This is a genomic window from Bacillus sp. B28, from assembly GCF_029536185.1.
In the GTDB taxonomy this organism is placed as follows: domain Bacteria; phylum Bacillota; class Bacilli; order Bacillales; family Bacillaceae; genus Bacillus; species Bacillus halotolerans.
On record NZ_CP120511.1, the window covers coordinates 1,518,736 to 1,542,559 of the forward strand.

A 23,824-nucleotide genomic window follows, 5' to 3' on the forward strand; every position below is an offset into this window, starting at 1 on the left:
CGGAATTGGGGAAGATTTTGCTGGTTTACGCAACGATGTCAGGCAACACAGAAGCCATGGCTGATTTGATTGAAAAGGGTCTTCAGGAGGCGGAAGCGGAAGTAGATCGATTTGAAGCAATGGACATTGATGATGCCGAGCTGTTTAATGATTATGAACATATCATCTTAGGAACCTATACATGGGGAGACGGTGATCTGCCTGACGAATTTCTTGACCTTGCCGAAGAAATGGGAGCCCTTGACTTTACCGGAAAAACATGCGCCGTTTTCGGTTCCGGTGATACAGCATATGAATATTTCTGCGGTGCTGTAGATACGCTTGAAGAGAAAATAAAAGAACGAGGCGGCGAAATTGTGCTTCCTTCCGTAAAGGTTGAAATGAATCCTGAAGGGGAAGAAGAAGAAGTATTAAAGGAATTCGGCAGACAATTTGCCAGAAAATGCGGCTGTGCTGTTTGATAGATGCAAAGGGAACTGCCGAGCGGGTGTTTCCTTTTTTTCTTGTCTTTGTATCTTTCCTTTGATACAGTAATGAGGTAGAAAATCAGGAGGAGGACTATACATATGAAAATGATGGACGCAAATGAAATTATTTCATTTATACAAAATAGTACAAAATCTACACCTGTAAAGGTTTATGTAAAAGGTGAGCTGGAAGGAATCAATTTCGGTGATTCTGCGAAAGCTTTTCTAAACGGAAACACTGGTGTTGTTTTCGGTGAATGGAGCGAAATCAAAACAGCAATTGAAGAAAACCAAAGCAAAATCGAAGATTACGTGGTTGAAAATGACCGCCGCAACTCTGCGATTCCTATGCTTGATCTTAAGGATGTCAAAGCGCGCATCGAGCCGGGTGCGATCATCCGCGACCAAGTTGAAATCGGCGATAACGCAGTCATCATGATGGGGGCTTCTATCAATATCGGATCAGTTATCGGAGAAGGTACAATGATCGATATGAACGTTGTTCTTGGCGGACGAGCTACTGTCGGTAAAAACTGTCACATCGGTGCGGGTTCTGTGCTTGCGGGCGTTATTGAGCCGCCATCCGCTAAACCGGTTGTCATTGAAGACGACGTTGTAATCGGTGCAAATGCTGTCGTACTCGAAGGTGTAACAGTCGGTAAAGGAGCTGTTGTCGCTGCGGGAGCGATCGTAGTGAACGATGTTGAGCCATACACAGTTGTTGCGGGAACACCTGCTAAGAAAATCAAAGATATTGATGAGAAAACAAAAGGCAAAACTGAAATCAAGCAGGAATTACGCCAGCTGTAAGGAATGATTTGATCAAAAAGGCGTGGATGATATATCCACGCCTTATTCGTATAGGCAGGAGGAAATGAAAATGAAGAAAGAGGAGCTCATTGCAATCCGCAGAGATCTGCACCGTATACCCGAGCTTGGATTTCAGGAATTCAAAACACAGCAATATTTATTAAACGTCTTGGAGCAATATCCGAAAGACAGAATTGAAATTGAAAAATGGAGAACCGGACTTTTTGTGAAAGTGAACGGAACAGCGCCGGAAAAAATGCTCGGATACCGAGCGGACATTGACGCGCTTTCAATCGAAGAGCAGACAGGGTTGCCATTCGCATCAGAGCATCACGGCAAAATGCACGCCTGCGGACATGATTTGCATATGACGATTGCGCTGGGCATCATCGACCACTTTGTTCATCACCCTGTTAAGCATGATCTGCTCTTTTTATTTCAGCCGGCAGAGGAAGGGCCAGGCGGAGCGGAACCGATGCTTGAGAGCGACGTCTTAAAAAAGTGGCAGCCTGATCTCATCACTGCGCTTCATATTGCTCCAGAGCTTCCGGTCGGCACCATCGCGACAAAAAGCGGTTTGCTTTTTGCGAATACATCAGAGCTTGTCATTGACCTGGAAGGCAAAGGGGGGCATGCCGCTTATCCGCACTTAGCTGAGGATATGGTTGTAGCGGCAAGCACACTCGTTACTCAATTGCAAACAATCATCTCCAGAAACACAGACCCGCTGGACAGCGCTGTGATTACTATCGGTACGATTACGGGCGGCTCCGCGCAAAATATCATTGCGCAAACAGCTCACCTGGAAGGCACAATCCGCACGCTTTCTGAAGAATCCATGAAGCAGGTAAAGGAACGGATCGAAGATTTAGTGAAGGGAATCGAAATCGGCTTCCGCTGTAAAGGAAAAGTGACGTATCCGTCTGTGTATCACCAAGTTTACAATACAAGCGGGCTCACAGAGGAGTTTATGTCTTTTGTTGCTGAGCAAAAATTGGCACAAGTAATCGAAGCAAAAGAAGCGATGACCGGAGAGGATTTTGGCTACATGCTGAAAAAATACCCGGGTTTCATGTTCTGGCTCGGCGCTGATTCCGCGCATGGACTCCATCACGCAAAGCTGAATCCTGATGAAAATGCGATCGAAACAGCGGTTAACGTGATGACAGGTTATTTTTCTGTTTATGCCAATTAAGTACAATAGAAAGAATAAAATGCCATATGATGAGCACCCTATTTAACGGAGGTGTTCTTTATGACAAAAAAAATAGGAATTGAACAGTCGTTATCAGATGTAGAAGCTGCATTAAGAGAAAAAGGATATGACGTTGTCATGATGAAAAGTCCTGCAGATGCAAAAGGCTGTGACTGCTGTGTCGTAACAGGGCTAGACAACAATGTGCAAGGTATTGCCGATACAGTAACACAAGCACCAGTCATTACAGCTTCCGGGATGACTGCTGAAGAAATTTGCAGCGAAGTTGAAAGCAGAATTCAGTAAAGTAAAAACCGAAGCAAAAGCTTCGGTTCTTTTGTTATTCTGTTTCTTTAGGAAAAGCGCGGTCGAGTGCGGTTTTTATTTCTTTTCTCAGCACGCGTTCGACCCGCCACTGTTCCATATTTTCTGTTTTGGCAATGACTCTGATCACAATTTCAGAGGTTCCCAGCTCTTGAATGCCAATGACATTAGGACCCTCTTTTATTTGCGGAAGAGCAGCTGCCGTTTCGTCACATACATGTTGTAAGATGTGAATGGTTTCATCGAGGTTTCTTTCAGCCGGGACTTTAATATCAACCAGCGCCTGCATCGTTCCGCGGGAATGGTTGCTTACATTTGTGATGTTCCGGTTCGGAATGTAATGCAGTGTGCCGTCAAAGCTGCGGATTTGGGTCGTTCTTAAACCGACCTGCTCCACAATTCCGTCAAAAATCGCAACAGTTATATAATCTCCGACATCCAATTGTTTTTCAAGCAGAATAAAAAAACCTGTCACGATGTCGCTGACAAGGCCTTGGGCGCCAAAACCGACCGCCAGACCTACGATTCCCGCCCCTGCTAAAAGAGCGCTCGGGTCGTAATGAAACAAATCCAGAACCATAACGAAAAAAATAAAAATCAATATGTAAGCAAATACGTTAAGTGTCAGGCTTCGGAGCGTGTGAGCGCGTCCGATAGTCAGGTTGTTTTGCGCTTCAAATTTTGCAAATAGATGTTTAATAATTCTCATGCCTACAGATCGAACGATAAAATAGAGGCAAATCATAATGACGAGCTTAATGAGTAAAACACCCGCATTGGTGACAAGACCTGCCCAATCATAGTGTGTAATAAAATCCATGTTGGTGCTCCCTTTCTGAATGTGTTGCAGCATGTTAAAGTTTGTTTCCCTATACATGAACATGTTAAACTTTTTACCGTAAAATGTCGAAGGCAAAGACATGTATTCTTTGTTAAAAATTGACTGGGAAAATGCGGTTCGATATAATAGTCATTGTGAGGTTATTGACGAAATAAGGAATATTTTCCTTTATTTTCTTGTTCATCTGGCTTTTAAAGCCAAACTATCAATTGGAGGGATACATATGGCAGAACGTATGGTAGGTAAACAAGCTCCTCGTTTTGAAATGGAAGCAGTCCTTGCAAATAAGGAATTTGGCAAAGTAAGTCTTGAAGAAAACATGAAAAACGACAAATGGACGGTTCTTTTCTTCTATCCAATGGACTTTACTTTTGTCTGTCCGACAGAAATTACAGCGATGTCTGACCGTTATGACGAATTCGAAGATCTTGATGCTGAAGTGATCGGCGTTTCAACTGATACAATCCATACTCACTTGGCGTGGATCAACACAGACCGTAAAGAAAATGGTCTTGGTCAGCTGAAATATCCGCTTGCTGCTGATACTAACCATGAAGTATCCCGTGAATATGGCGTTTTAATTGAAGAAGAAGGCGTTGCACTTCGCGGATTGTTTATTATCAATCCTGAAGGCGAGCTGCAATATCAAACGGTTTTCCATAACAACATCGGACGTGACGTTGATGAAACGCTTCGAGTGCTGCAAGCACTTCAAACAGGCGGACTATGCCCGGCTAACTGGAAACCAGGTCAAAAAACACTTTAATTCTTTTTGAGAACGAAAGAAAAAGGTCTAACAATTCGTTAGGCCTTTTTGACTCTTACTGCTCACTAGGAGGGAAAAGCGATGAAATTACGTCAGCCAATGCCTGAATTGACAGGAGAAAAAGCTTGGTTCAATGGTGAAGTAACAAAAGAACAACTGATTGGAGAAAAACCGACACTTATTCATTTCTGGTCCATCAGCTGCCATCTGTGCAAAGAAGCAATGCCGCAGGTGAATGAATTCCGGGACAAATATCAAGACAAGCTGAACGTTGTAGCTGTTCATATGCCTCGTTCCGAAGATGACCTGGATCTCGACAAAATCAAGGAAGTAGCTGCTGAACATGACATTACTCAGCCTATTTTTGTTGACAGCGACCACGCCTTAACCGACGCATTTGAAAACGAGTATGTGCCTGCGTACTATGTGTTTGATAAAACCGGACAGCTTCGTCATTTCCAAGCCGGCGGCAGCGGCATGAAAATGCTTGAAAAACGTGTGAACCGCGTTCTGGCTGAAACAGAACAAGCAGCGGAATAATTGTGTGCAAATTAAAAACCTGATCCTAATCAGGTTTTTTTATTTGCGCAAAAAAGGAAAAGAGTAAGAAGCTTATTTTTCCATATTTGGGTATAAGAAAAACGCTTTTTAATGATTTATCTTCTAAAAACGAGACCTAATTTCTTATGTTTTTCTTCATATTTAGATATTTTTCATATCTCTGCACGCGAAAATTGTAGATATTACACTAAATTTCATTAAAGAAGTAATTAAAAGATATATTTTCAACTTTATTCCAAATGACTGACATAAGCTCTTGAACCCTTGTGAATAAAGAGGTCTGTTAAAAAATAAAACGTTTTCAGAAAATAAGGAATTTTTCATAGAGTAAATATAATAGTAAAATGCTAAAATAATAGTTGATAAAATTACTTTTGTAATCTAATATCTTAATTAAAGATGTTAATTCTGATAGGGGGTACATTGAGGAATGTTTAATGAAAGAGAAGCTTTGCGCTTGCGATTAGAACAATTAAATGAAGCTGAAGTGAAAGTCATTCGTGAATATCAAATTGAACGCGATAAAATATACGCTAAATTAAGAGAGCTGGACAGAAATGGAAGCCCTTCCGAAGTCAAAAAGGATTTCCGTTCTGAACGAAAAACTGACTCTCTGCCGGTTCTCGCCGAGCTTGCGGCTCAGGAAATCAGAAGCTATCAGCCGCCATCACAGCAGCAGTCTGTTCAGCCTCAGCTTCAATCTATTTCCTCTCTTCCTGCCGGTATACCAGACGGAACAACACGAAGAAGAAGAGGAACGGCAAGACCGGGATCTAAAGCAGCTAAACTGCGTGAAGCGGCTATTAAAACATTAAAACGCCACAACGCGGCAATTAAAAGCTCTGAACTTCAAAAAGAGATTGAAAAGGAAAGCGGTCTTGAAATCCCTAATATGACAACATTTATGCAAAGTTTAATTAAAATGTATCCGGAAGTGAAAAAACCGTATCGCGGCCAGTACATTTTAGAGGGTGACATCGAATCAGCTGAATCAGCAACAGAATAAACACACAGAAAAACTGCTTGGGAGCTCAAGCAGTTTTTTTATTATTGGGTTTTTTTCGGTGAAGGTTTGTTTTCTTTTTCAAGATTAAGCTTATACACCCATTTTTGATAAGGTTTTTCTTCGGCGGCACGGCTCTTCAGCTCTTCAATTTTATGATTGATAAGCTGGTCAGATGATTGGGCTCGGGTCAGCTGTTTTTGAAGCTCATTTACTTGTTTTGTGACATCTTCAAGGATGGTCTCTACATGACTTGACGGTGCGTAAACGGTTTGAGCTTCTTCTGCCGTTTTTTCTTTCTGTTTCGCACCGCCATCAATATCGGCAAAATGAGAAGCAATCCAGGCATCACTTTCATCGAGCTGCCGTTTGTACGAAATAATAGTTTCTTGAAATAGTTTTTCTTTCGTTTTTTCTATTTCAAGCAGCCTTTCTTTCGTTTCTATGATTCGGTCTTTCATATGATCTATTTCTATTTTGATATGTTTTAGCTGGTATTCTTTTTCTATCATTTGCTCTTTCAAGCGTCCGTTTTCGGCTTTTATCGTTTCAGTTTGCTGCTTCGCTTGAAACAATTCGTTCTGTTCCCGCTGGATAGAGGTATTAAGATGAATAATTTGTTTATGCAAATTTTTATTTTCTTCCTCAATTTTGATTTTTTCGATATGAAGCTTATGTTTTTCTTCGATTTCGGTTTTGCGTTTGTAGGTTTCTGCGGAAAGAAGCTCCTGCAAGGTGACGATTTTATCGAGCAGTTCGGCTCTCATTTGATGCAGTGTATGGCTCGTATAGGAGGCGTGTTGTTCTTTCATTGACATTTGCTTTAGCTCAGCGGACAGCTGCTGAAGTTTTTCTTTCATATTGGTATTTTCTTTGAGCAGTTTGTTATTTTTCTGATGGAAGTAGCTTGCCTCAAGCTCGGAAATTAGTTTACGGCACCTTGACAGCTCTGATTTTAAATAAAGGTTCTCCTGTGACACGTCATGGAAAAAAGGACCTGTTCTTTTCAATCGAACCATCTCCCTCATGATGTTAACATTACAATATGCAAATACTGAACAGCTATTCCTCTTTAATAAACAGACAAGCATTGGCGTTGGGGCCTTGCTTTTGCTATGCTTTTGGTAACTAGAGGTGAGAGCATGAAACATATAAGTGTACTTTTAGCAGGAGGAGCTTCACGCCGGTTTGGGGAGCCCAAGGCGTTTGTAAAATGGAGAGGCCGTATGTTTTACGAATGGGCTAAAAAGTCGCTGGGTGAGCAAGCGGTCATCATCAGCCGTCCCGAGTTTATCGATAGATTTCAAGAGAATGGCGAAACCGAAGTGTATCAAGACGCGGAGCCGTTCCAAGGAATGGGCCCATTGGCTGGTATCTATACTGCTTTTGAAAAGACAGACGGTGACCTTTATACGATTCTATCCTGTGACACACCGCTGATACGAAAAAGGACGATGGCGGAGCTCAGGCGCATGGTAACTGCCGATACGGACGCAGTCATCCCGATATCAGGCGGACGAGTGCAGCCATTGATAGCACTGTATCATAAAAGGATTATGCCTATTCTATATGAACAGCTATCTGAGAAAAAATTAAAACTATCAGATTTCCTAGACCGTATTTCAGTTCGTTACGTACAGGCAGAGGAAATCGCGGCAGTGCCGGAAGAGTTTATGAATATTAATACACGACATGACTATAGGCGTTTGAATGAACTCAAGACATTCTCCTGGTGGGACTGACGGGCGGAAATCATGGTATGATTGACATAAAAGATAAGGAGATCAGGTTTGATGGAAGAGCGTTATTCACGGCAAATCAGATTTAAGCAAATTGGAGAAGAGGGCCAGCAAAGACTGGCAGACAGCCGCGTGCTGATCGTAGGAGCAGGAGCGCTCGGAACAGCCGGAGCTGAAGGGCTGTCGAGAGCGGGAGTTGGAACCGTCACCATCATTGACCGTGATTATGTAGAATGGAGCAATCTGCAAAGGCAGCAGCTCTATACAGAAAGCGATGCGGAACTCCGCATGCCAAAAGCTATGGCTGCCAAAGAACATTTATCCGCTATTAACAGCGGCATACATATTGAGGCATACGTTACAGAGGGGACGGCTGAAACGCTTGAACCGCTGATCGAAAAAGCGGATGTTGTCATCGATGCAACAGATAATTTTGAAACACGCATGCTTATCAACGATCTAGCTCAGAAAACAAAGACACCGTGGATTTATGGCGCTTGTGTAAGCAGCCAAGGGATGTTCATGACGATTATTCCGGGGGAAACACCTTGTTTGTCTTGTTTGTTTGAGCAAATTCCTGTCGGCGGAGCGACGTGCGATACAGCGGGGATTATTCCTCCTGCGGTCCATATGGTTTCAGCCTATCAGCAGGCGGAAGCGCTGAAACTGTTAACGGGAAACACAGAAGCGATACAGCGCGGGTTTGTCACGTTTGATGTCTGGAACAATTCACATATGAAAATCAACGTTAGCACTGTACGAGTCGAAGATTGTCCGTCGTGCGGCGCACACGCAGTTTATCCTTATCTTCAAGACTGGAACACGCCAAAAGCGGCTGTGCTGTGCGGCCGTGATACGGTTCAAGTCAGATCAGAGTCATTAAAAAGAATACCGAAGCAGGAGCTCGCCAGTCGGCTGAAAACAATCGGCAAGGTAGAGGCCAATGCATTTTTGCTTCATATCTATTATGAACATTTCAGAATCGTCATTTTTAATGACGGACGGGCTCTGATACACGGAACAAGTGATGTGAAAGAAGCCAATTCTGTGTTGGCAAGAGTAATCGGATTGTAACAACAGGAGGGTTCAGAATGCTGGAGAAAAGAACACCGATACCGGTAGATGAAGCTGTTCGGCGTGTCAGCCGATTTCAAAAACGAGGGGAAACAGAATGGGTGGCGCTTGAAAACAGCCTTCACCGATTTTTAGCTGAAGATGTAACGGCAGACCACCATGTGCCTGCATTTGACCGTTCGCCATATGACGGTTTTGCTGTCAGAGCATGTGATACGGCTGAAGCTTCACGCGAGCACCCTGTCCGCTTTGAGGTCGTTGACCATATCGGAGCGGGAGCTGTATCTGAAAAAGAACTTGCTGCGTTTCAGGCAGTGCGGATCATGACAGGTGCGCAAATTGCAAAAGGCGCGGATGCCGTGGTCATGATTGAGCTGACTCAAACCTTTGAAGAGAATGGTCAACCGTTTATGTCTTTAAAACGCCGCTTCCAGCCAGGGGACAATATTTCAAAAACAGGTGAAGATGCTCAAAAAGGGAGCGTTTTAGTCAGAAAGGGCACGCGAATTACCCCGGGGGTAACAGCTCTTCTGGCAACCTTTGGATACGCTTCTGTGCCTGTCGTGAGAAAGCCTGTTGTCGGGATTATTGCTACCGGCACTGAATTGCTGAATGTCAGTGACCCGCTGGAGCCGGGGAAAATCCGTAACAGCAACGCCAGTATGGTATATGCACAAGTTATCGAAGCGGGCGCTTCACCTCTTTACTTAGGGAAAATCTCCGATGATCTTGATCAAAGCTTTGCTGCGGTCGAGGAAGCAATGGAAAAGGTTGATTTTCTAATCACCACAGGCGGCGTGTCAGTGGGTGACTTTGACTTTTTGCCTGCAATCTATGAAAGACTCGGGGCTGATGTGCTCTTTAATAAAGTTGCTATGCGCCCGGGAAGTGTAACGACTGTGGCTCATGCAAACGATATGCTGCTGTTTGGGCTGTCAGGTAACCCGTCGGCATGCTATGTCGGTTTTGAACTGTTTGTAAAACCGATGATCCGGTCATGGCTGCTTCATGATAAACCGCATCCGATTTGCGCAGAAGCTGTTTTGACTAAGGACTTTCCGAAGCCGAATCCTTTTACCCGATTTGTACGTGCTTATGTACACCATCAGGAAGGAAAGCTGTTAGCGGCTCCCGTTGGATTAGATAAGTCAAGCTCTGTCACTTCACTTGCAGAGGCGAATGCGTTTATCATCCTGCCGGGCGGTACGAGAGGTTACGAATCAGGCAGAACGGTCCACGTGCTGCTGATCAGAGAAGAGAATGGAAGTGAGTGGCCTTGGTCCGTCCTTTCCCGATCGTCCAAGTTGTAGGATTCCAAAACAGCGGAAAAACAACGTTGATAGAGCATATTCTTAAAAAAGCCGCACAACAGGGACTGCATGCAGGCTGCCTGAAGCATCACGGTCATGGCGGTGAACCGGAAGCATTCACTGAAGGAAAAGACACTGACCGTTACCAAGCTGCGGGAGCTGATGTAACAGCAGTAGAAGGAGCGGGTGTTTTACAGCTTACAGCCCGCCGTAAATGGGATCTCCCGCAGCTGATCGAGTTATATCGCTTTCTCGATATGGATTGCCTGCTCATAGAAGGCTTTAAAAAAGCTCCTTATCCTAAAGTAGTAATAGTACGAGATAAGAATGATCTGGCTGAACTGCAGGCAGTAAATATCATCGCAATTATATACAGAGAAAAAGAACAAATGGCTGCACACCAAGGATTACCCGTTTTTCACGCGAATGATCCAGCAGCAGTTGAGTATGTGCTTTCACAGCTGAAAGGGGAATCTGTGTAATGGGACGGTTTGAGATTACGAAAACACCCATCGTTACTGAAGATATCATAAAAAAAGTAGAGAGACGGGAAGCCGGAGCTATTACCACGTTTATCGGGACAGTTCGGGAGTGGACAAACGGAAAAAAAACAATCCGGCTGGAATATGAGGCTTATGAACCGATGGCTGTGCAGATGCTGGCCCAAATCGGGGCTGAAATAGAAGAGAAATGGAAAGGTGCTTCGGCTGCTATCACACATCGGATCGGTGTACTGGATATCGGCGAAGCGGCAGTTGTCATCGCTGTGTCTTCTCCCCATCGAAAAGCCGCTTATGAAGCCAATGAGTATGCAATCGAACGCATTAAACAGATTGTGCCTATTTGGAAAAAAGAAATTTGGGAAGACGGAGAGCAATGGATCGGTGACCAGCTTGAGACAACAGCTTATCCGAATGGAAAACCAGATGTAAGTGAGGGAGAGCAGCATGATTAACATTCTTTTGTTTGCGGGACTTGCTGAAAAGGCCGGCACGTCAACGCTTGAAATTGATATGGAACAAGCAACAACCGATGATATAAAAGCGGTATTAAAGGAACAATACGGACTTGAATCAATTGATACGGCTATGATTGCTGTAAATGAAAACTACGTCAAAGAAAATACCTCAGTATCTTCCGGTGACACGGTGGCTGTTATTCCACCTGTCAGCGGGGGATAAAAACCGGACGGCGATAAAGCCGTCCGGTTTTTGCGTTAAAAGCCATATCCCTCATTTTTTGCATATCCTGCTCATCATCCTGCATACAATGATTTTCTGTAGGCATTTATTTTACATAAGTCCCGCCATATAAAGTAAGAGACCATCTCCATCATTAGATTGAATTTTCGAAAAATAATAGAAATTTATTTCGGGAATCGATATAGTAAGGGTGAAAAAACTGGAAGGGTGCTGGGTATGGAGACATTTAAAAGATTAAAATCATTTTATTGGCCGTACAGAAAGGTGTTTATGTGGTCGCTTCTGGCGATGCTTTTGATGACAGCCATTACGGTCGTTTATCCGATCATTCTGCAAATTACGATTGATGAGATCGTACTGGGGAGGCAGTATCAGCTTGCAGCATGGATCAGTCTGGGATTTATTGCGGTTATGGCTGTAAAAGGAACCGCCACTTTTTTTCATCAGTATTTAGGTGATATGTTTGGCATCAAATCTGTTTACCGGCTGAGAAATGGCCTGTATGCAAAACTGCAGAGGCTTTCTTTTTCTTACTATGACAACGCAAAAACAGGTGATTTGATGTCCAGGCTGACAGCCGATGTTGAAGGGCTCAGGTTTTTTTTATCCTACGGGCTTGCTGAGTTTATTCGATTCGGCTTGCTGGTTGCAATCAGCTTATCGGTCATGTTTTACTATTCGGCTCCGCTTACGCTGGTAACAATCGCTGCTTTGCCTTTTCTGGCGGTCGCGGTATATCAGTTTGACAAAAGAGTACACCCCGCCTTCCGAGGCATCAGAAAATCGTTTGCGAAACTCAATACAAAGGTGCAGGAAAATATCAGCGGCATCAACACAGTGAAGTCACTATCAAGAGAAGATTTTCAAATCAGCGCCTTTAATAAGGCAAATGCGGCCTACAGAACAAAATATTTACAAACGTCATCCATCTGGTCTGCGTATTTTCCGCTGATGGAGTTTATCGGCAATATTTGTATTGTGGCTCTTCTTTCATACGGCGGCTATTTGGTCATGCAAAATCAGCTGAATCCGGGTGAGCTTGTCGCTTTCTTCAGTCTGGTCAATTATATGATGTGGCCAATCATGAACTTAGGTTTTGTGATTAATATGTTTTCTCAGGCAAAAGCCTCAGGAGAGCGTCTGTTAGACATTCTTGATGAAGAGGAAGACATCAAAGACCACGTTCATGCTTTACATCAGCCAAAGCTAACCGGAGATGTCTCATTCAAAGATGTAACTCTCACATACAGAAATGAACAAACGAACGCGCTTTCCGATGTAAGCTTTGAAGCAAAAAGCGGAAAGATGATCGGACTTTTGGGCCCTACGGGATCTGGAAAAAGCTCAGTCACACAGCTCCTCACTAGATTTTACAGCCCTGCAGGCGGAATCATTACGATTGATCATAAACCTATCACAGATTATTCATTAAAAACCCTTCGCTCAAATATTGGAGTTGTACTTCAAGAATCATTCCTATTTTCATCTACTATTCGATCAAATATTTCATACGGGAAGCCGGATGCTTCGATGGACGACATTATAAATGCGGCAAAAAGAGCTCAGGCTCACGATTTTATTATGGAACTGCCTGACGGATATGACACCATGCTTGGAGAAAGGGGGCTGGGTCTTTCAGGAGGCCAGAAGCAGCGCATTGCTATTGCCAGAGCCATCTGTTTAAACCCAAGCATTTTAATATTAGATGACGCCACAAGTGCAGTAGATATGCAAACTGAGCACAGCATACAGCTTGCGTTAAAAGAAGTCATGAAAAACCGCACAACCTTTATCATCGCTCACCGCATTTCTTCACTGAAACACGCAGATGAAATTCTTGTCTTCGATAAAGGTAGCATTCGTGAAAGAGGCAATCATCACGAGCTTCTTGCCGAGAACGGCTATTACAAAAAGATATACGATTTGCAATACCGGGACGTCAATATGATAAATGAGCCGCATCAGGTCGGATAGGGAGGAACATATGAAACAAGCAAAAAAACATGGGATTTTGGAGCGTTTCTATTATTCTTCAGATGAAATCATTGAAAAACCGTTTAACTGGGCTCAAATGTGGCGGCTGTTAAGCTATGTCAAACCGTACCGAAAAACAATTCTGCCGCTTTCTTTTCTCACCGTTTTGATTGGGACTGCTGTGAAGCTTGTCATTCCCATTCTGATCGGTGTTTATGTTCTCGATCAAGCCATTACAGAAAAGAATTCGGAATTGCTGATGCAGCTGATTGTTTTGATCAGCGTTTTATACGCTGTTAATTATGCAGCCAATATGCTAAGGATCAGATGGATGAACCAGCTTGGCCAGCATGTCATTTACGATTTGCGCCAGCATTTATTTACCCATGTACAGCGCTTGTCCCACCGATTTTTTGATCAGAGATCGGCAGGGTCTATTCTCGTCAGAATTATGAATGACATTAACTCCCTTCAGGAGCTTTTCACAAGCGGCGTAATTAACTTATTAACAGATTTATTGCTTTTGGCGGGAGTCGTCATCATTTTATTCACGCTGAGTCCTGAACTGACCATAGCCATCATGGTGACTCTGCCGATTATGTTTTTTATTTCAACAAGTCTCAGAAAAAAAATCCGCCGTTCATGGCAAACGGTGCGTCTGAAGCAATCAAAGCTGAACTCCCATTTAAACGAAAGCATACAAGGTATCCGCGTAACGCAGGCTTTCACGCAGGAACAAGAAAACATGGCGTATTTTGACGGAGTCAATCAGGAGAACTATCAATCATGGCGGGAAGCAACAAGAAAAAATGCTGTGTTCCGTCCGCTGGTAGAAATGACAAATGCGATAGGAACGGCTGTATTAATATGGTATGGCGCCACACTCATCATGAACCAAACCATTACAATAGGTGTCTTCGTATCTTTCGCCTTCTATTTAGGCATGTTTTGGGAGCCTATTTCAAGATTAGGCCAGGTTTATAACCAATTGTTAATGGGGATGGCCTCGTCAGAGCGGATTTTCGAGTTTTTAGACGAACAGCCGAATGTCAAAGAAAAGCGGGATGCCATTCACAAGAAAAATATTAAAGGCCATATCAGCTTTGAAGAGGTTGAATTTTCTTATGATGAAAAACGAAAGGCACTTCATGCCGTTTCCTTTTCTATTCCAGCAGGCTCAACACTTGCACTTGTCGGACACACGGGGAGCGGGAAAACAACGATTGCCAATTTAATCAGCCGATTTTATGATGCAACAGGAGGAACCATTAAAATAGACGGCACTCCGATAAAAGACCTGTCCATTGCCAGTTTACGCTCTCAAATCAGCATTGTGCTTCAAGATACGTTTATTTTCTCCGGAACGATTATGGAAAATATTCGTTTCGGAAAGCCGGATGCGTCAGACGAAGAAGTGATAAAAGCTGCTCAAGCAGTCGGAGCGGATGAGTTTATTTCTGGTTTAGCAGAAGGATACGAAACAGAAGTGGAAGAAAGGGGCAGCGTATTATCTGCCGGTCAGCGCCAGCTCATTTCCTTCGCAAGAGCGCTGCTCGCAGATCCTGCTATTATCATTCTTGACGAAGCCACGGCAAGCATTGATACAGAGACAGAAGTCAAAATCCAGCAGGCTTTAAAAACTTTGCTGAAAGATCGAACAGCCGTCATGATTGCCCATAGATTGTCCACAATCCGCGACGCCAACCATATCATCGTTCTTGATCACGGCAGGAAAATGGAAGAGGGCAGCCACGAACAGCTGCTTGCTAAAGGAGGTATTTATGCAGGACTGGTGCAAGCGCAATACAGCATAGCTGCCGAATAAAAGCCTTCAGCTTGAAAATCTGAAGGCCCTTTGAATGATTACGGTATTTTTTTAAAAATATGAAACTTTTTTTAGGTCCTTTCGTATTATCAGCTAGATATGTTCAAGGAGGTTTTATATATGGAAGCAAATGTAGAAAAAAACGGCGGAGTGTCAACTGAAAAGCCATCCCTTTTTGGAGTGATCACAAGTCCTGGAACTCAATTTGAGAGAATAAGAGAAAGGCCGGTGGTATGGGGCCCGCTCTTGGTTGTTGCGGCAATCATCATAGTTGGTGCTGTATTGCAGGGTCTCGGAACGGATTATAGCGAGCTTCTTAAAACGACGGATACTGAAGGCTTATCGCCTGAGCAGATTTCAACTGTCGCAACCATTACCAAATTTGGAGCAATGGCAGGTTCAATTCTCGGCGGAATTGCAGCTTTATTTATTGCACCTCTCATTTATTGGCTCTGTGTGAAAATATCAGGAGGCGTAACGACGTATAAGAAAATGCTTTCTCTCGGTCTGTTTGTCTCCTTAATCAGCAGCTTAGGATTATTAATTAACGGAATTGTTGCTTTTACAACGGACGCAAGTTCACTTTACAGCATGACGTCACTTGCGGGAATTATTCCTTCAGACATGCCTTTAGCCAATGTGTTAAATACATTTGAAATCTTCAGCATTTGGAGCTATGTGTTATTAGCGATCGGTCTTCACAAAACGGGAGGCATCTCCAAAAAAGCAGGATGGATATCCGTTATTATTCTTTTCGTCCTTTTGGTCGCATTTTCGTTTATTTCAGGGGCGATAAACTCTGTGGCAGGTGCATAAATAGATGAAAAAAGTCTGGATTGGAATTGGGATTGCAGCATTAGCCGCTCTTTTTATAGGAATTAATATTTACCGGTCTGCCGCTCCGACAAGCGGCAGCGCCGGCCAGAAGGTGGAGACGGGCAGTCTAGAAGAAAAAAAGATATCGTCAACGGTTATGGTTCCAGGCACACTTAAATTTTCAAATGAACAATATGTGTTTTATGAAGCCGATAAAGGAACTTTGAACGACATTAAAGTGAAGGAAGGCGACAAAGTTAAAAAGGGTACGCCGTTAGTCACTTATACAAATGAGCAGCTTAGTCTGGAAAAAGAACAGAATCAATTGACCTCTGAATCGAACCGGCTGCAAATCGATCAGATTCAAGAAAAGCTACAAGCGTTGGACAGTAAAGAAAAAGAACTGACAAAACAGCTTGGAAAAAAAGAAGCAGAAAAACAAGTTGACTCTGAGCGCACAGAGCTTGAAATGCAGGAAAAAACAGCTCAAATTGAATTAAAGCAAACTGAGCTTCAGCGGCAGTCGCTTGCCAATCAAGTGTCAGATCTTCAAGTGAAAAGCGAGATCGAAGGCACTGTGATTTCTGTCAACCAGGAAGCGGCATCAAAAAAGTCAGATATTCAAGAGCCCGTCATACATATCGGCAATCCTAAAGACCTTGTCGTTTCAGGAAAATTGTCTGAATACGATACACTTAAAGTCAAAAAAGGCCAAAAGGTCACACTCACTTCAGATGTCATTCAGGATAAAACATGGAAAGGTACAGTTTCAGCTGTCGGACTAGTGCCAGATCAGCAGGATAACGCCGCGGCAGCAGCTGGCACAGATCAGGCGGTACAATACCCGCTTCAAGTCAAAATAAAAGGTGATCTTCCTGAAGGAAAGCCAGGTTTTAAATTCATTATGAATATAGAAACGGATAAGCGGAAAACCAATACGCTTCCTTCTAAGGCAGTTAAAAAAGAAGATGATCAATATTATGTGTATACAGTAAAGGACGGTAAAGCCAAGCGAGTCGACGTCAAAATCGGGGAAGTAACAGACGATGTAACGGAAATAAAAGAAGGAATTTCTATGGATGATCAGGTCATTTTAAATCCTGCTGATGATTTGGCTGACGGAACGGAAGTGAAAGCATAAATGATTCAGCTTTCTAAAGTGCGAAAAAGCTACCAGATCGGCAGAGAAACGTTTGATGTTCTTCATTCGATTGATTTGAACATCAATCAAGGGGAATACGTTTCGATCATGGGGCCGTCAGGATCGGGAAAATCAACGATTATGAATATTATCGGCTGTCTAGACCGTCCGACTTCCGGTATATATAAGCTGGACGGTGAAGACATCTCATCTTATAAAGACAAAGAACTGGCCGCAGTCCGCAACAAATCCATCGGTTTTGTCTTTCAGCAATTCCAGCTTCTCCCGCGGCTGAACGCTAAAAAAAATGTCGAGCTGCCAATGATTTATTCCGGCATTGGAAAAAAAGAACGCCAAGAGAGAGCCGAAAGAGCCTTAGAAAAGGTTGGATTAGCCGATCGGATGCTTCATATGCCGAATGAGTTATCCGGAGGTCAGAAGCAGCGTGTGGCCATTGCGAGGGCAATCGTCAATGAACCAAAATTAATTTTGGCGGATGAACCGACTGGCGCGTTGGATACGAAAACAAGTGCAGCGATTATGGACCAATTTACAGCGTTAAACGACGAGGGAACAACGATTGTACTTGTTACCCACGAGCCGGAAGTTGCAGATTGCACGAACCGGGTCATCATGGTGCGAGACGGAGAAATTGTTCCTCCCGGCTCCGGACAAAGGAGCGTGGGGGAATGAGTCTGTTAGAAAACGTCAGGATGGCTTTGAGCTCTGTTCTTGCACATAAAATGCGTTCCATTTTAACGATGCTCGGAATCATCATTGGTGTTGGCTCTGTTATTGTTGTCGTTGCTGTAGGACAGGGCGGCGAGCAGATGCTTAAGCAGTCCATCAGCGGTCCGGGGAATACGGTGGAACTATACTACATGCCGAGTGACGAAGAGCTTGCAAGCAACCCGAACGCCGTAACAGAGTCAACTTTTACAGAAAACGATATTAGCGGATTAAAAGATATAGAAGGGATAAAACAAGTGGTTGCATCGACTTCTGAAAGCATGAAGGCGCGTTATCATGAGGAAGAAACCGATGTAACCATTAACGGAATCAACGACGGATATATGAATGTGAATTCCTTAGAAATAGAAAGCGGAAGAACCTTTACTGATAATGACTTTCTTGCGGGAAAAAGGGCGGGCATTATATCACAAAAAATGGCCGAAGAGCTGTTTGATAAATCCTCTCCTCTCGGTGAAGTTGTCTGGGTAAACGGACAGCCTGTGGAAATTATCGGTGTTCTGAAGAAAGAAACAGGTTTGCTGTCTTTCGGACTAAGTGAAATGTATGTGCCGTTTAATATGATGAAATCGTCTTTCGGTACAAGTGACTTCAGTAATGTATCATTGCAGGTCGAATCGGCTGATGATATAAAATCTATCGGAAAAGAAGCGGCACAGCTGGTGAATGACCATCATGGCACTGAGGATTCATATCAAGTCATGAACATGGAAGAGATTGCAGCAGGAATTGGAAAGATCACAACAATCATGACCACGATTATCGGCTCAATTGCAGGCATTTCGCTTTTAGTCGGCGGAATCGGTGTCATGAATATTATGCTCGTGTCAGTGACAGAGCGAACGCGGGAAATTGGGATTCGGAAGTCTCTCGGAGCGACGAGAGGACAGATTCTGACCCAGTTTTTAATCGAATCAGTCGTATTAACGCTTATCGGCGGACTAATAGGGATCGGGATCGGATACGGAGGGGCCGCGCTGATTTCTGCCATTGCCGGCTGGCCGTCATTAGTATCCTGGCAGGTCGTATGCGGAGGCGTGCTGTTCAGTATGCTTATTGGCGTTGTCTTTGGAATGCTTCCTGCAAATAAAGCTGCCAAGCTCGATCCGATTGAAGCGCTGCGTTACGAGTAACCTCATGCATATGCATGAGGTTTTTTTATGTTTGGTGCTTTTTACTATGAATATAAAAGACTTTTTACATTAAGATAAGAAGAAAAAGTCATACAATTGTCCTTATTTTTGTCGAATTTACAGTTTACAAACCCTATATACATACGTTAATATGGAGAAACGTGAAAGATTTTGATAGTTATTGAATGAATTTGAATGATTTTAGTTGCCTATTGTAAAAAAAGCGTTTACAATGAAATTGTATTCAAAATGAATACGTTTTCATTAGGAGGTGAAGCATGCTAACTCCTGAAAGATATCAGTTGATTATTGATCAAATAGAAAAGCATGATGTGGTAAAGATTCAAGAGCTCATAAATCTTACAAATGCTTCTGAATCTACAATCAGAAGAGATTTATCGACGCTTGAAGAACGCGGTTTTTTAAAGCGTGTTCACGGGGGAGCTGCCAAGCTTTCCGATATCAGACTTGAACCTGATATGCTTGAAAAATCATCCAAAAACCTTCAAGACAAATTGAAGATTGCTGAAAAAGCCGCTTCACTTTTGGAGGAAGGGGATTGCATTTATCTCGATGCGGGCACGACGACTTTGCACATGATTGATTTTATGGATAAAAGCAAAGATATCGTTGTAGTCACGAACGGGGTTATGCACATCGACGCATTGATAAGGAAAGAAATATCTTTTTATCTGCTTGGAGGATATGTAAAGCACAGAACGGGCGCGGTTATCGGAGGCGCTTCACTGATTGCCATGGATCAGTACAGATTCGATAAGAGTTTTCTGGGGGCAAACGGTGTGCATACAGAGGCCGGCTTCACAACGCCTGACCCTGATGAAGCCCTATTGAAAACGAAGGCTGTCAAACAGGCAAAACACGCTTACGTCTTAGCGGACCCTTCGAAATTTGGAGAAATTTCATTTTCGGCATTTGCCGGCATAGGCGACGCAACAATCATTACGACTGACGCTGAAGAGCTTACATTCGATAATTACCAAGAAAAAACTGTCGTAAAGGTAGTGAAACCATGATTTATACTGTAACACTTAATCCATCTGTCGATTATATTGTTCACGTTGAAGATTTTACTGTAGGAGGCCTAAACCGTTCCGCATACGATACAAAGTATCCAGGGGGAAAAGGCATCAACGTATCGAGACTGCTGAAAAGACATCATGTTCAGTCAAAAGTGCTCGGATTTATCGGCGGATTTACCGGAGAATATATCAAAACATTTTTGCGCGAAGAAAACCTGGAAACAGCTTTTTCTGAAGTAAAAGAAGATACCCGCATCAATGTAAAATTGAAAACTGGTGATGAAACGGAAATTAACGGTCAGGGACCAACGATTTCAGACGAAGATTTCAATGCCTTTTTAGAACAGTTTACATCTTTGCAGGAGGGGGATATTGTCGTTCTTGCTGGAAGCATTCCTTCTTCACTGCCTCAAAATACCTATGAAAAAATCGCAGAGGCTTGCAAACAGCAGAACGCACGTGTTGTGTTAGATATCTCTGGCGAAGCGCTTATGAAAGCAACAGAAATGAAACCGTTTTTGATGAAGCCGAACCATCACGAGCTTGGTGAAATGTTCGGAACAACGATTTCATCTGTTGAAGAAGCTGTTCCTTATGGGAAAAAGCTTGTAGAACAAGGCGCTGAGCATGTAATCGTATCCATGGCCGGTGACGGAGCGCTTCTGTTTACGAAGGATGCCGTTTACTTTGCAAACGTACCAAAGGGGAAATTGGTAAACTCAGTCGGAGCAGGAGATTCTGTCGTTGCAGGTTTTCTTGCCGGTGTTTCCAAGCAGCTGCCGCTTGAAGAGGCATTCCGCTTAGGAGTTACATCAGGCAGCGCTACCGCGTTTTCTGAGGAACTTGGTACAGAAGAATTTGTCCAGCAGCTTCTTCCTGAAGTTAAGGTCACACGTCTATAGAGGAGGAAACAAAAGTGAAAATAACTGAGCTTTTAACGAAGCATACGATAAAGCTTAATATTGAAAGCAAAGAAAAAGAAAACGTGATTGACGAAATGGTCACAGTTCTTGATAAGGCTGGAAAATTAAATGACAGACAAGCCTATAAAGAAGCCATTTTAAATCGTGAAAGCCAAAGTTCAACGGGTATCGGTGAAGGAATTGCTATTCCGCATGCGAAAACGGCAAGCGTTATCAACCCGGCGATTGCGTTTGGGCGTTCAAAAGACGGTGTCGATTATGAATCACTAGACGGCCAGCCGGCACACTTGGTCTTCATGATTGCAGCGACTGAAGGTGCAAACAACACTCACCTTGAAGCACTGTCAAGACTGTCTACGCTGTTAATGCGTGAAGAAATTCGCAAACAGCTGCTTGAAGCCGAATCAGAAGACGCGATTATTGACATTATCAATCAGCATGATAAAGATGATGACGAAGAGGAAGAAGAAGAAGAAACGGCACCAGCACCAGCCGGAAAAGGTAAAATCCTAGCGGTTACAGCTTGTCCGACAGGTATCGCCCATACTTTCATGGCAGCGGATGCCCTTAAAGAAAAAGCGAAAGAGCTTGGTGTTGAAATTAAGGTTGAAACAAATGGTTCAAGCGGTATTAAGCACAAGTTAACTGCTCAAGAAATTGAAGATGCACCTGCAATCATTGTCGCAGCGGACAAGCAGGTTGAAATGGAGCGCTTTAAAGGCAAACGCGTGCTCCAGGTTCCAGTAACGGCAGGTATCAGACGTCCGCAAGAGCTTATCGAAAAAGCGGTGAATCAAGACGCACCGATTTATCAAGGCAGCGGCGGCGGTTCTTCTGCACAAAGTGATGAAAATGAACCAAAAGCCAAATCCGGCGGCATTGGAAACGCGTTTTATAAGCACCTTATGAGCGGTGTCAGCAACATGCTTCCATTCGTAGTGGGCGGCGGTATACTCGTTGCAATTTCATTCTTCTGGGGTATCCATTCTTCAGATCCGAATGATCCTAGCTACAATACGTTTGCTGCAGCATTGAACTTTATTGGCGGCGACAATGCATTAAAACTGATTGTTGCAGTTCTGGCCGGCTTTATCGCGATGAGTATTGCAGATCGTCCGGGATTTGCTCCTGGTATGGTCGGCGGGTTTATGGCCACTCAAGCGAATGCTGGATTCTTAGGCGGTTTGATTGCCGGATTCCTTGCTGGTTATGTCGTGATTTTATTGAAAAAAGTATTTGTGTTTATCCCTCAGTCCCTTGATGGATTGAAGCCTGTATTGATTTATCCGCTGTTTGGTATTTTTATCACTGGCGTATTAATGCAATTTGTAATCAATACACCTGTAGCAGCATTCATGAATTTCTTAACAGACTGGCTTCAAAGCCTTGGTACTGGAAACTTGGTGTTAATGGGTATTATTTTAGGCGGTATGATGGCGATTGACATGGGCGGTCCGCTTAACAAAGCAGCCTTCACGTTCGGTATTGCGATGATTGATGCAGGCAACTATGCGCCTCATGCAGCGATCATGGCCGGCGGTATGGTTCCTCCATTAGGTATCGCACTTGCAACAACAATTTTCAGAAACAAGTTCTCTCAGCGTGACCGTGAAGCAGGTATTACATGCTACTTCATGGGTGCGGCTTTCGTAACAGAAGGCGCAATCCCGTTTGCTGCGGCGGATCCGCTTCGCGTCATTCCAGCGGCTGTGGTCGGTGCAGCGGTTGCCGGCGGATTAACTGAATTCTTCCGTGTAACCCTTCCTGCACCTCACGGGGGCATATTCGTAGCCTTTATTACAAACCATCCGCTCCTTTACTTATTAAGTATTGTAATTGGTGCTGTGATTATGGCGATGATCCTAGGTATCGTGAAAAAACCTGTAACTGAAAAATAAGGAAAAAAAGCGTCCTGTTACTAAAGGACGCTTTTTCTCTATCTTCTCGCGGCAGCGCGGTTAAGTTATGTATTTTATAATAAATTATGATAAAGTAAAAGAAGGGAAACAACTGACATAGCAATCGTCTAGGAGGAAACACTTTGACCGAAGAAAATCAAACAAAAACTGAAAAAGCGGGGAAGAAAAAAACAAATACGTATTGGGAATGGGGAAAAGCAATTGTCATTGCTGTCCTGCTGGCACTCATTATCCGCCACTTCCTATTTGAACCGTATTTAGTCGAAGGTTCATCTATGTACCCCACTTTACATGACGGCGAAAGACTGTTTGTCAATAAAACGGTACACTATATCGGTGACCTGGAGCGGGGAGATATCGTCATTATCAATGGTGAGACTTCAAAAATCCATTACGTCAAACGATTGATCGGTAAGCCTGGAGAAACCGTGGAAATGAAGGATGACACGCTTTATATAAACGGAAAAAAAGTTGCCGAGCCTTATTTGTCTAAAAACAAAAAAGAGGCAGAAAAGCTTGGTGTCAGTCTTACAGGCGACTTTGGCCCGGTGAAAGTACCGAAAGGCAAATATTTCGTCATGGGGGATAACCGGCTAAACTCCATGGACAGCAGAAATGGCCTCGGACTGATTGCGGAAGATCGGATTGTGGGTACGTCGAAGTTTGTATTTTTCCCGTTTAATGAAATGCGCCAAACCAAATAAAAACGCCTTGCTGGCCTTTGGACAGCAGGCGTTTTTTAATTGGAAAAAGAAGCGACTAATGCAATGCATAATACAGTGACAAATACTGAACCGATAATGGCCAGCACACTGAAGAAAAGGTGCACTTGCTTGTTCTCTTTGCCGCGTTTTTCTAATAACCGTTTAGAGAAGATATGTGAGAAGATATAAATCAGGGCGATCCCGATATATAATCCGATATCTTTGGCGGTAAAGCCAGTTACGGCAAGGTAAAAGCCTGTAAAAAAGATCAATAAGCAATATTCAGTCAGTGTTAAAAGCCTCAATG

General features: G+C 43.4%; 26 protein-coding genes. 23 read left to right on the top strand and 3 right to left on the bottom strand.

Going from position 1 to position 23,824, the window contains the following annotated elements; all coding sequences use genetic code 11:
• Positions 1-5 precede the first annotated feature (5 nt).
• The 4 genes from P3L57_RS07670 (at position 6) to P3L57_RS07685 (ending at position 2,778) form a co-directional block, all read left to right on the top strand.
• Positions 6-461, top strand: a complete 456-nt coding sequence (locus tag P3L57_RS07670) for a flavodoxin (RefSeq protein ID WP_059352841.1) — start codon at positions 6-8, stop codon at positions 459-461.
• 105 nt (positions 462-566) lie between these two features.
• Positions 567-1,277 carry a 2,3,4,5-tetrahydropyridine-2,6-dicarboxylate N-acetyltransferase gene (gene dapD, locus P3L57_RS07675; RefSeq protein ID WP_059352842.1) on the top strand — a complete coding sequence of 237 codons (711 nt, stop codon included), beginning with the start codon at positions 567-569 and terminating at the stop codon, positions 1,275-1,277.
• Between the two features lie 70 nt (positions 1,278-1,347).
• A complete protein-coding gene (locus tag P3L57_RS07680; protein ID WP_069486479.1) occupies positions 1,348-2,472 on the top strand; it encodes an N-acetyldiaminopimelate deacetylase in 1,125 nt (374 codons plus the stop codon).
• Between the two features lie 60 nt (positions 2,473-2,532).
• Complete coding sequence (locus P3L57_RS07685; RefSeq protein ID WP_010334064.1) at positions 2,533-2,778, top strand: YkuS family protein; 246 nt, start codon at positions 2,533-2,535, stop codon at positions 2,776-2,778.
• Between the two features lie 34 nt (positions 2,779-2,812).
• On the opposite strand, the gene P3L57_RS07690 is transcribed toward P3L57_RS07685, so the two are convergent.
• Positions 2,813-3,616 carry a mechanosensitive ion channel family protein gene (locus tag P3L57_RS07690; protein WP_069486480.1) on the bottom strand — a complete coding sequence of 268 codons (804 nt, stop codon included), beginning with the start codon at positions 3,614-3,616 and terminating at the stop codon, positions 2,813-2,815.
• 244 nt (positions 3,617-3,860) lie between these two features.
• Between P3L57_RS07690 and ahpA the strand changes: the two genes are divergently transcribed.
• The 3 genes from ahpA to rok all read left to right on the top strand — a co-directional run bounded on the left by ahpA (position 3,861) and on the right by rok (position 5,970).
• Entirely contained in the window at positions 3,861-4,403 is a 543-nt protein-coding gene (ahpA, locus tag P3L57_RS07695) for a biofilm-specific peroxidase AhpA (protein ID WP_010334066.1), read from the top strand.
• 81 nt (positions 4,404-4,484) lie between these two features.
• On the top strand, positions 4,485-4,943 hold the full coding sequence (gene ykuV / locus P3L57_RS07700; protein WP_059292859.1) for a thiol-disulfide oxidoreductase YkuV: 459 nt from the start codon (positions 4,485-4,487) through the stop codon (positions 4,941-4,943).
• 451 nt (positions 4,944-5,394) lie between these two features.
• Entirely contained in the window at positions 5,395-5,970 is a 576-nt protein-coding gene (gene rok / locus P3L57_RS07705; protein WP_044156058.1) for a transcriptional regulator Rok, read from the top strand.
• A gap of 41 nt (positions 5,971-6,011) precedes the next feature.
• Here rok and P3L57_RS07710 read toward each other — a convergent pair whose 3' ends face one another.
• Positions 6,012-6,977: a coiled-coil domain-containing protein gene (locus P3L57_RS07710; RefSeq protein WP_069486482.1), complete on the bottom strand. Its 966-nt coding sequence runs from the start codon at positions 6,975-6,977 to the stop codon at positions 6,012-6,014.
• Between the two features lie 132 nt (positions 6,978-7,109).
• Between P3L57_RS07710 and P3L57_RS07715 the strand changes: the two genes are divergently transcribed.
• The 16 genes from P3L57_RS07715 to sipT all read left to right on the top strand — a co-directional run bounded on the left by P3L57_RS07715 (position 7,110) and on the right by sipT (position 23,517).
• Positions 7,110-7,709, top strand: a complete 600-nt coding sequence (locus P3L57_RS07715) for a molybdenum cofactor guanylyltransferase (protein WP_044156056.1) — start codon at positions 7,110-7,112, stop codon at positions 7,707-7,709.
• A 51-nt stretch (positions 7,710-7,760) separates the two neighbouring features.
• The gene (locus P3L57_RS07720; protein ID WP_069486483.1) at positions 7,761-8,780 is read left to right on the top strand and encodes a MoeB/ThiF family adenylyltransferase; all 1,020 of its coding nucleotides are present in this window, start codon (positions 7,761-7,763) and stop codon (positions 8,778-8,780) included.
• A 17-nt stretch (positions 8,781-8,797) separates the two neighbouring features.
• Positions 8,798-10,090, top strand: coding sequence for a molybdopterin molybdotransferase MoeA (locus P3L57_RS07725; RefSeq protein ID WP_069486484.1), 1,293 nt, complete (start codon positions 8,798-8,800; stop codon positions 10,088-10,090).
• The gene (mobB, locus tag P3L57_RS07730) at positions 10,051-10,572 is read left to right on the top strand and encodes a molybdopterin-guanine dinucleotide biosynthesis protein B (protein ID WP_059335869.1); all 522 of its coding nucleotides are present in this window, start codon (positions 10,051-10,053) and stop codon (positions 10,570-10,572) included. The genes P3L57_RS07725 and mobB overlap by 40 nt, the downstream gene beginning before the upstream one ends.
• Positions 10,572-11,045: a molybdenum cofactor biosynthesis protein MoaE gene (locus P3L57_RS07735; protein ID WP_044156051.1), complete on the top strand. Its 474-nt coding sequence runs from the start codon at positions 10,572-10,574 to the stop codon at positions 11,043-11,045. The genes mobB and P3L57_RS07735 overlap by 1 nt, the downstream gene beginning before the upstream one ends.
• The gene (moaD, locus tag P3L57_RS07740) at positions 11,038-11,271 is read left to right on the top strand and encodes a molybdopterin converting factor subunit 1 (protein ID WP_044156050.1); all 234 of its coding nucleotides are present in this window, start codon (positions 11,038-11,040) and stop codon (positions 11,269-11,271) included. Before P3L57_RS07735 ends, moaD begins: the two co-directional genes overlap by 8 nt.
• A 237-nt stretch (positions 11,272-11,508) precedes the next feature.
• On the top strand, positions 11,509-13,266 hold the full coding sequence (locus P3L57_RS07745; RefSeq protein WP_044156048.1) for an ABC transporter ATP-binding protein: 1,758 nt from the start codon (positions 11,509-11,511) through the stop codon (positions 13,264-13,266).
• 10 nt (positions 13,267-13,276) lie between these two features.
• On the top strand, positions 13,277-15,091 hold the full coding sequence (locus P3L57_RS07750) for an ABC transporter ATP-binding protein (RefSeq protein ID WP_069486485.1): 1,815 nt from the start codon (positions 13,277-13,279) through the stop codon (positions 15,089-15,091).
• Between the two features lie 120 nt (positions 15,092-15,211).
• On the top strand, positions 15,212-15,907 hold the full coding sequence (yknW, locus tag P3L57_RS07755) for a YknW family membrane protein (protein ID WP_069486486.1): 696 nt from the start codon (positions 15,212-15,214) through the stop codon (positions 15,905-15,907).
• 4 nt (positions 15,908-15,911) lie between these two features.
• A complete protein-coding gene (locus tag P3L57_RS07760; protein WP_069486487.1) occupies positions 15,912-17,048 on the top strand; it encodes an efflux RND transporter periplasmic adaptor subunit in 1,137 nt (378 codons plus the stop codon).
• Positions 17,049-17,741 carry an ABC transporter ATP-binding protein gene (locus P3L57_RS07765; protein ID WP_044156043.1) on the top strand — a complete coding sequence of 231 codons (693 nt, stop codon included), beginning with the start codon at positions 17,049-17,051 and terminating at the stop codon, positions 17,739-17,741.
• Complete coding sequence (gene skiZ, locus P3L57_RS07770; protein ID WP_069486488.1) at positions 17,738-18,931, top strand: sporulation-delaying-protein transporter subunit SkiZ; 1,194 nt, start codon at positions 17,738-17,740, stop codon at positions 18,929-18,931. The genes P3L57_RS07765 and skiZ overlap by 4 nt, the downstream gene beginning before the upstream one ends.
• Before the next feature lie 278 nt (positions 18,932-19,209).
• Positions 19,210-19,965, top strand: a complete 756-nt coding sequence (locus P3L57_RS07775; RefSeq protein ID WP_044156039.1) for a DeoR/GlpR family DNA-binding transcription regulator — start codon at positions 19,210-19,212, stop codon at positions 19,963-19,965.
• On the top strand, positions 19,962-20,873 hold the full coding sequence (pfkB, locus tag P3L57_RS07780; RefSeq protein WP_044156038.1) for a 1-phosphofructokinase: 912 nt from the start codon (positions 19,962-19,964) through the stop codon (positions 20,871-20,873). The genes P3L57_RS07775 and pfkB overlap by 4 nt, the downstream gene beginning before the upstream one ends.
• Positions 20,874-20,887: 14 nt before the next feature.
• Positions 20,888-22,792, top strand: a complete 1,905-nt coding sequence (locus P3L57_RS07785) for a PTS fructose transporter subunit IIABC (RefSeq protein ID WP_044156037.1) — start codon at positions 20,888-20,890, stop codon at positions 22,790-22,792.
• A gap of 143 nt (positions 22,793-22,935) precedes the next feature.
• Entirely contained in the window at positions 22,936-23,517 is a 582-nt protein-coding gene (sipT, locus tag P3L57_RS07790; protein ID WP_044156035.1) for a signal peptidase I sipT, read from the top strand.
• 35 nt (positions 23,518-23,552) lie between these two features.
• Here sipT and P3L57_RS07795 read toward each other — a convergent pair whose 3' ends face one another.
• Positions 23,553-23,822, bottom strand: coding sequence for a hypothetical protein (locus P3L57_RS07795; RefSeq protein ID WP_010334087.1), 270 nt, complete (start codon positions 23,820-23,822; stop codon positions 23,553-23,555).
• Positions 23,823-23,824: the final 2 nt, after the last annotated feature.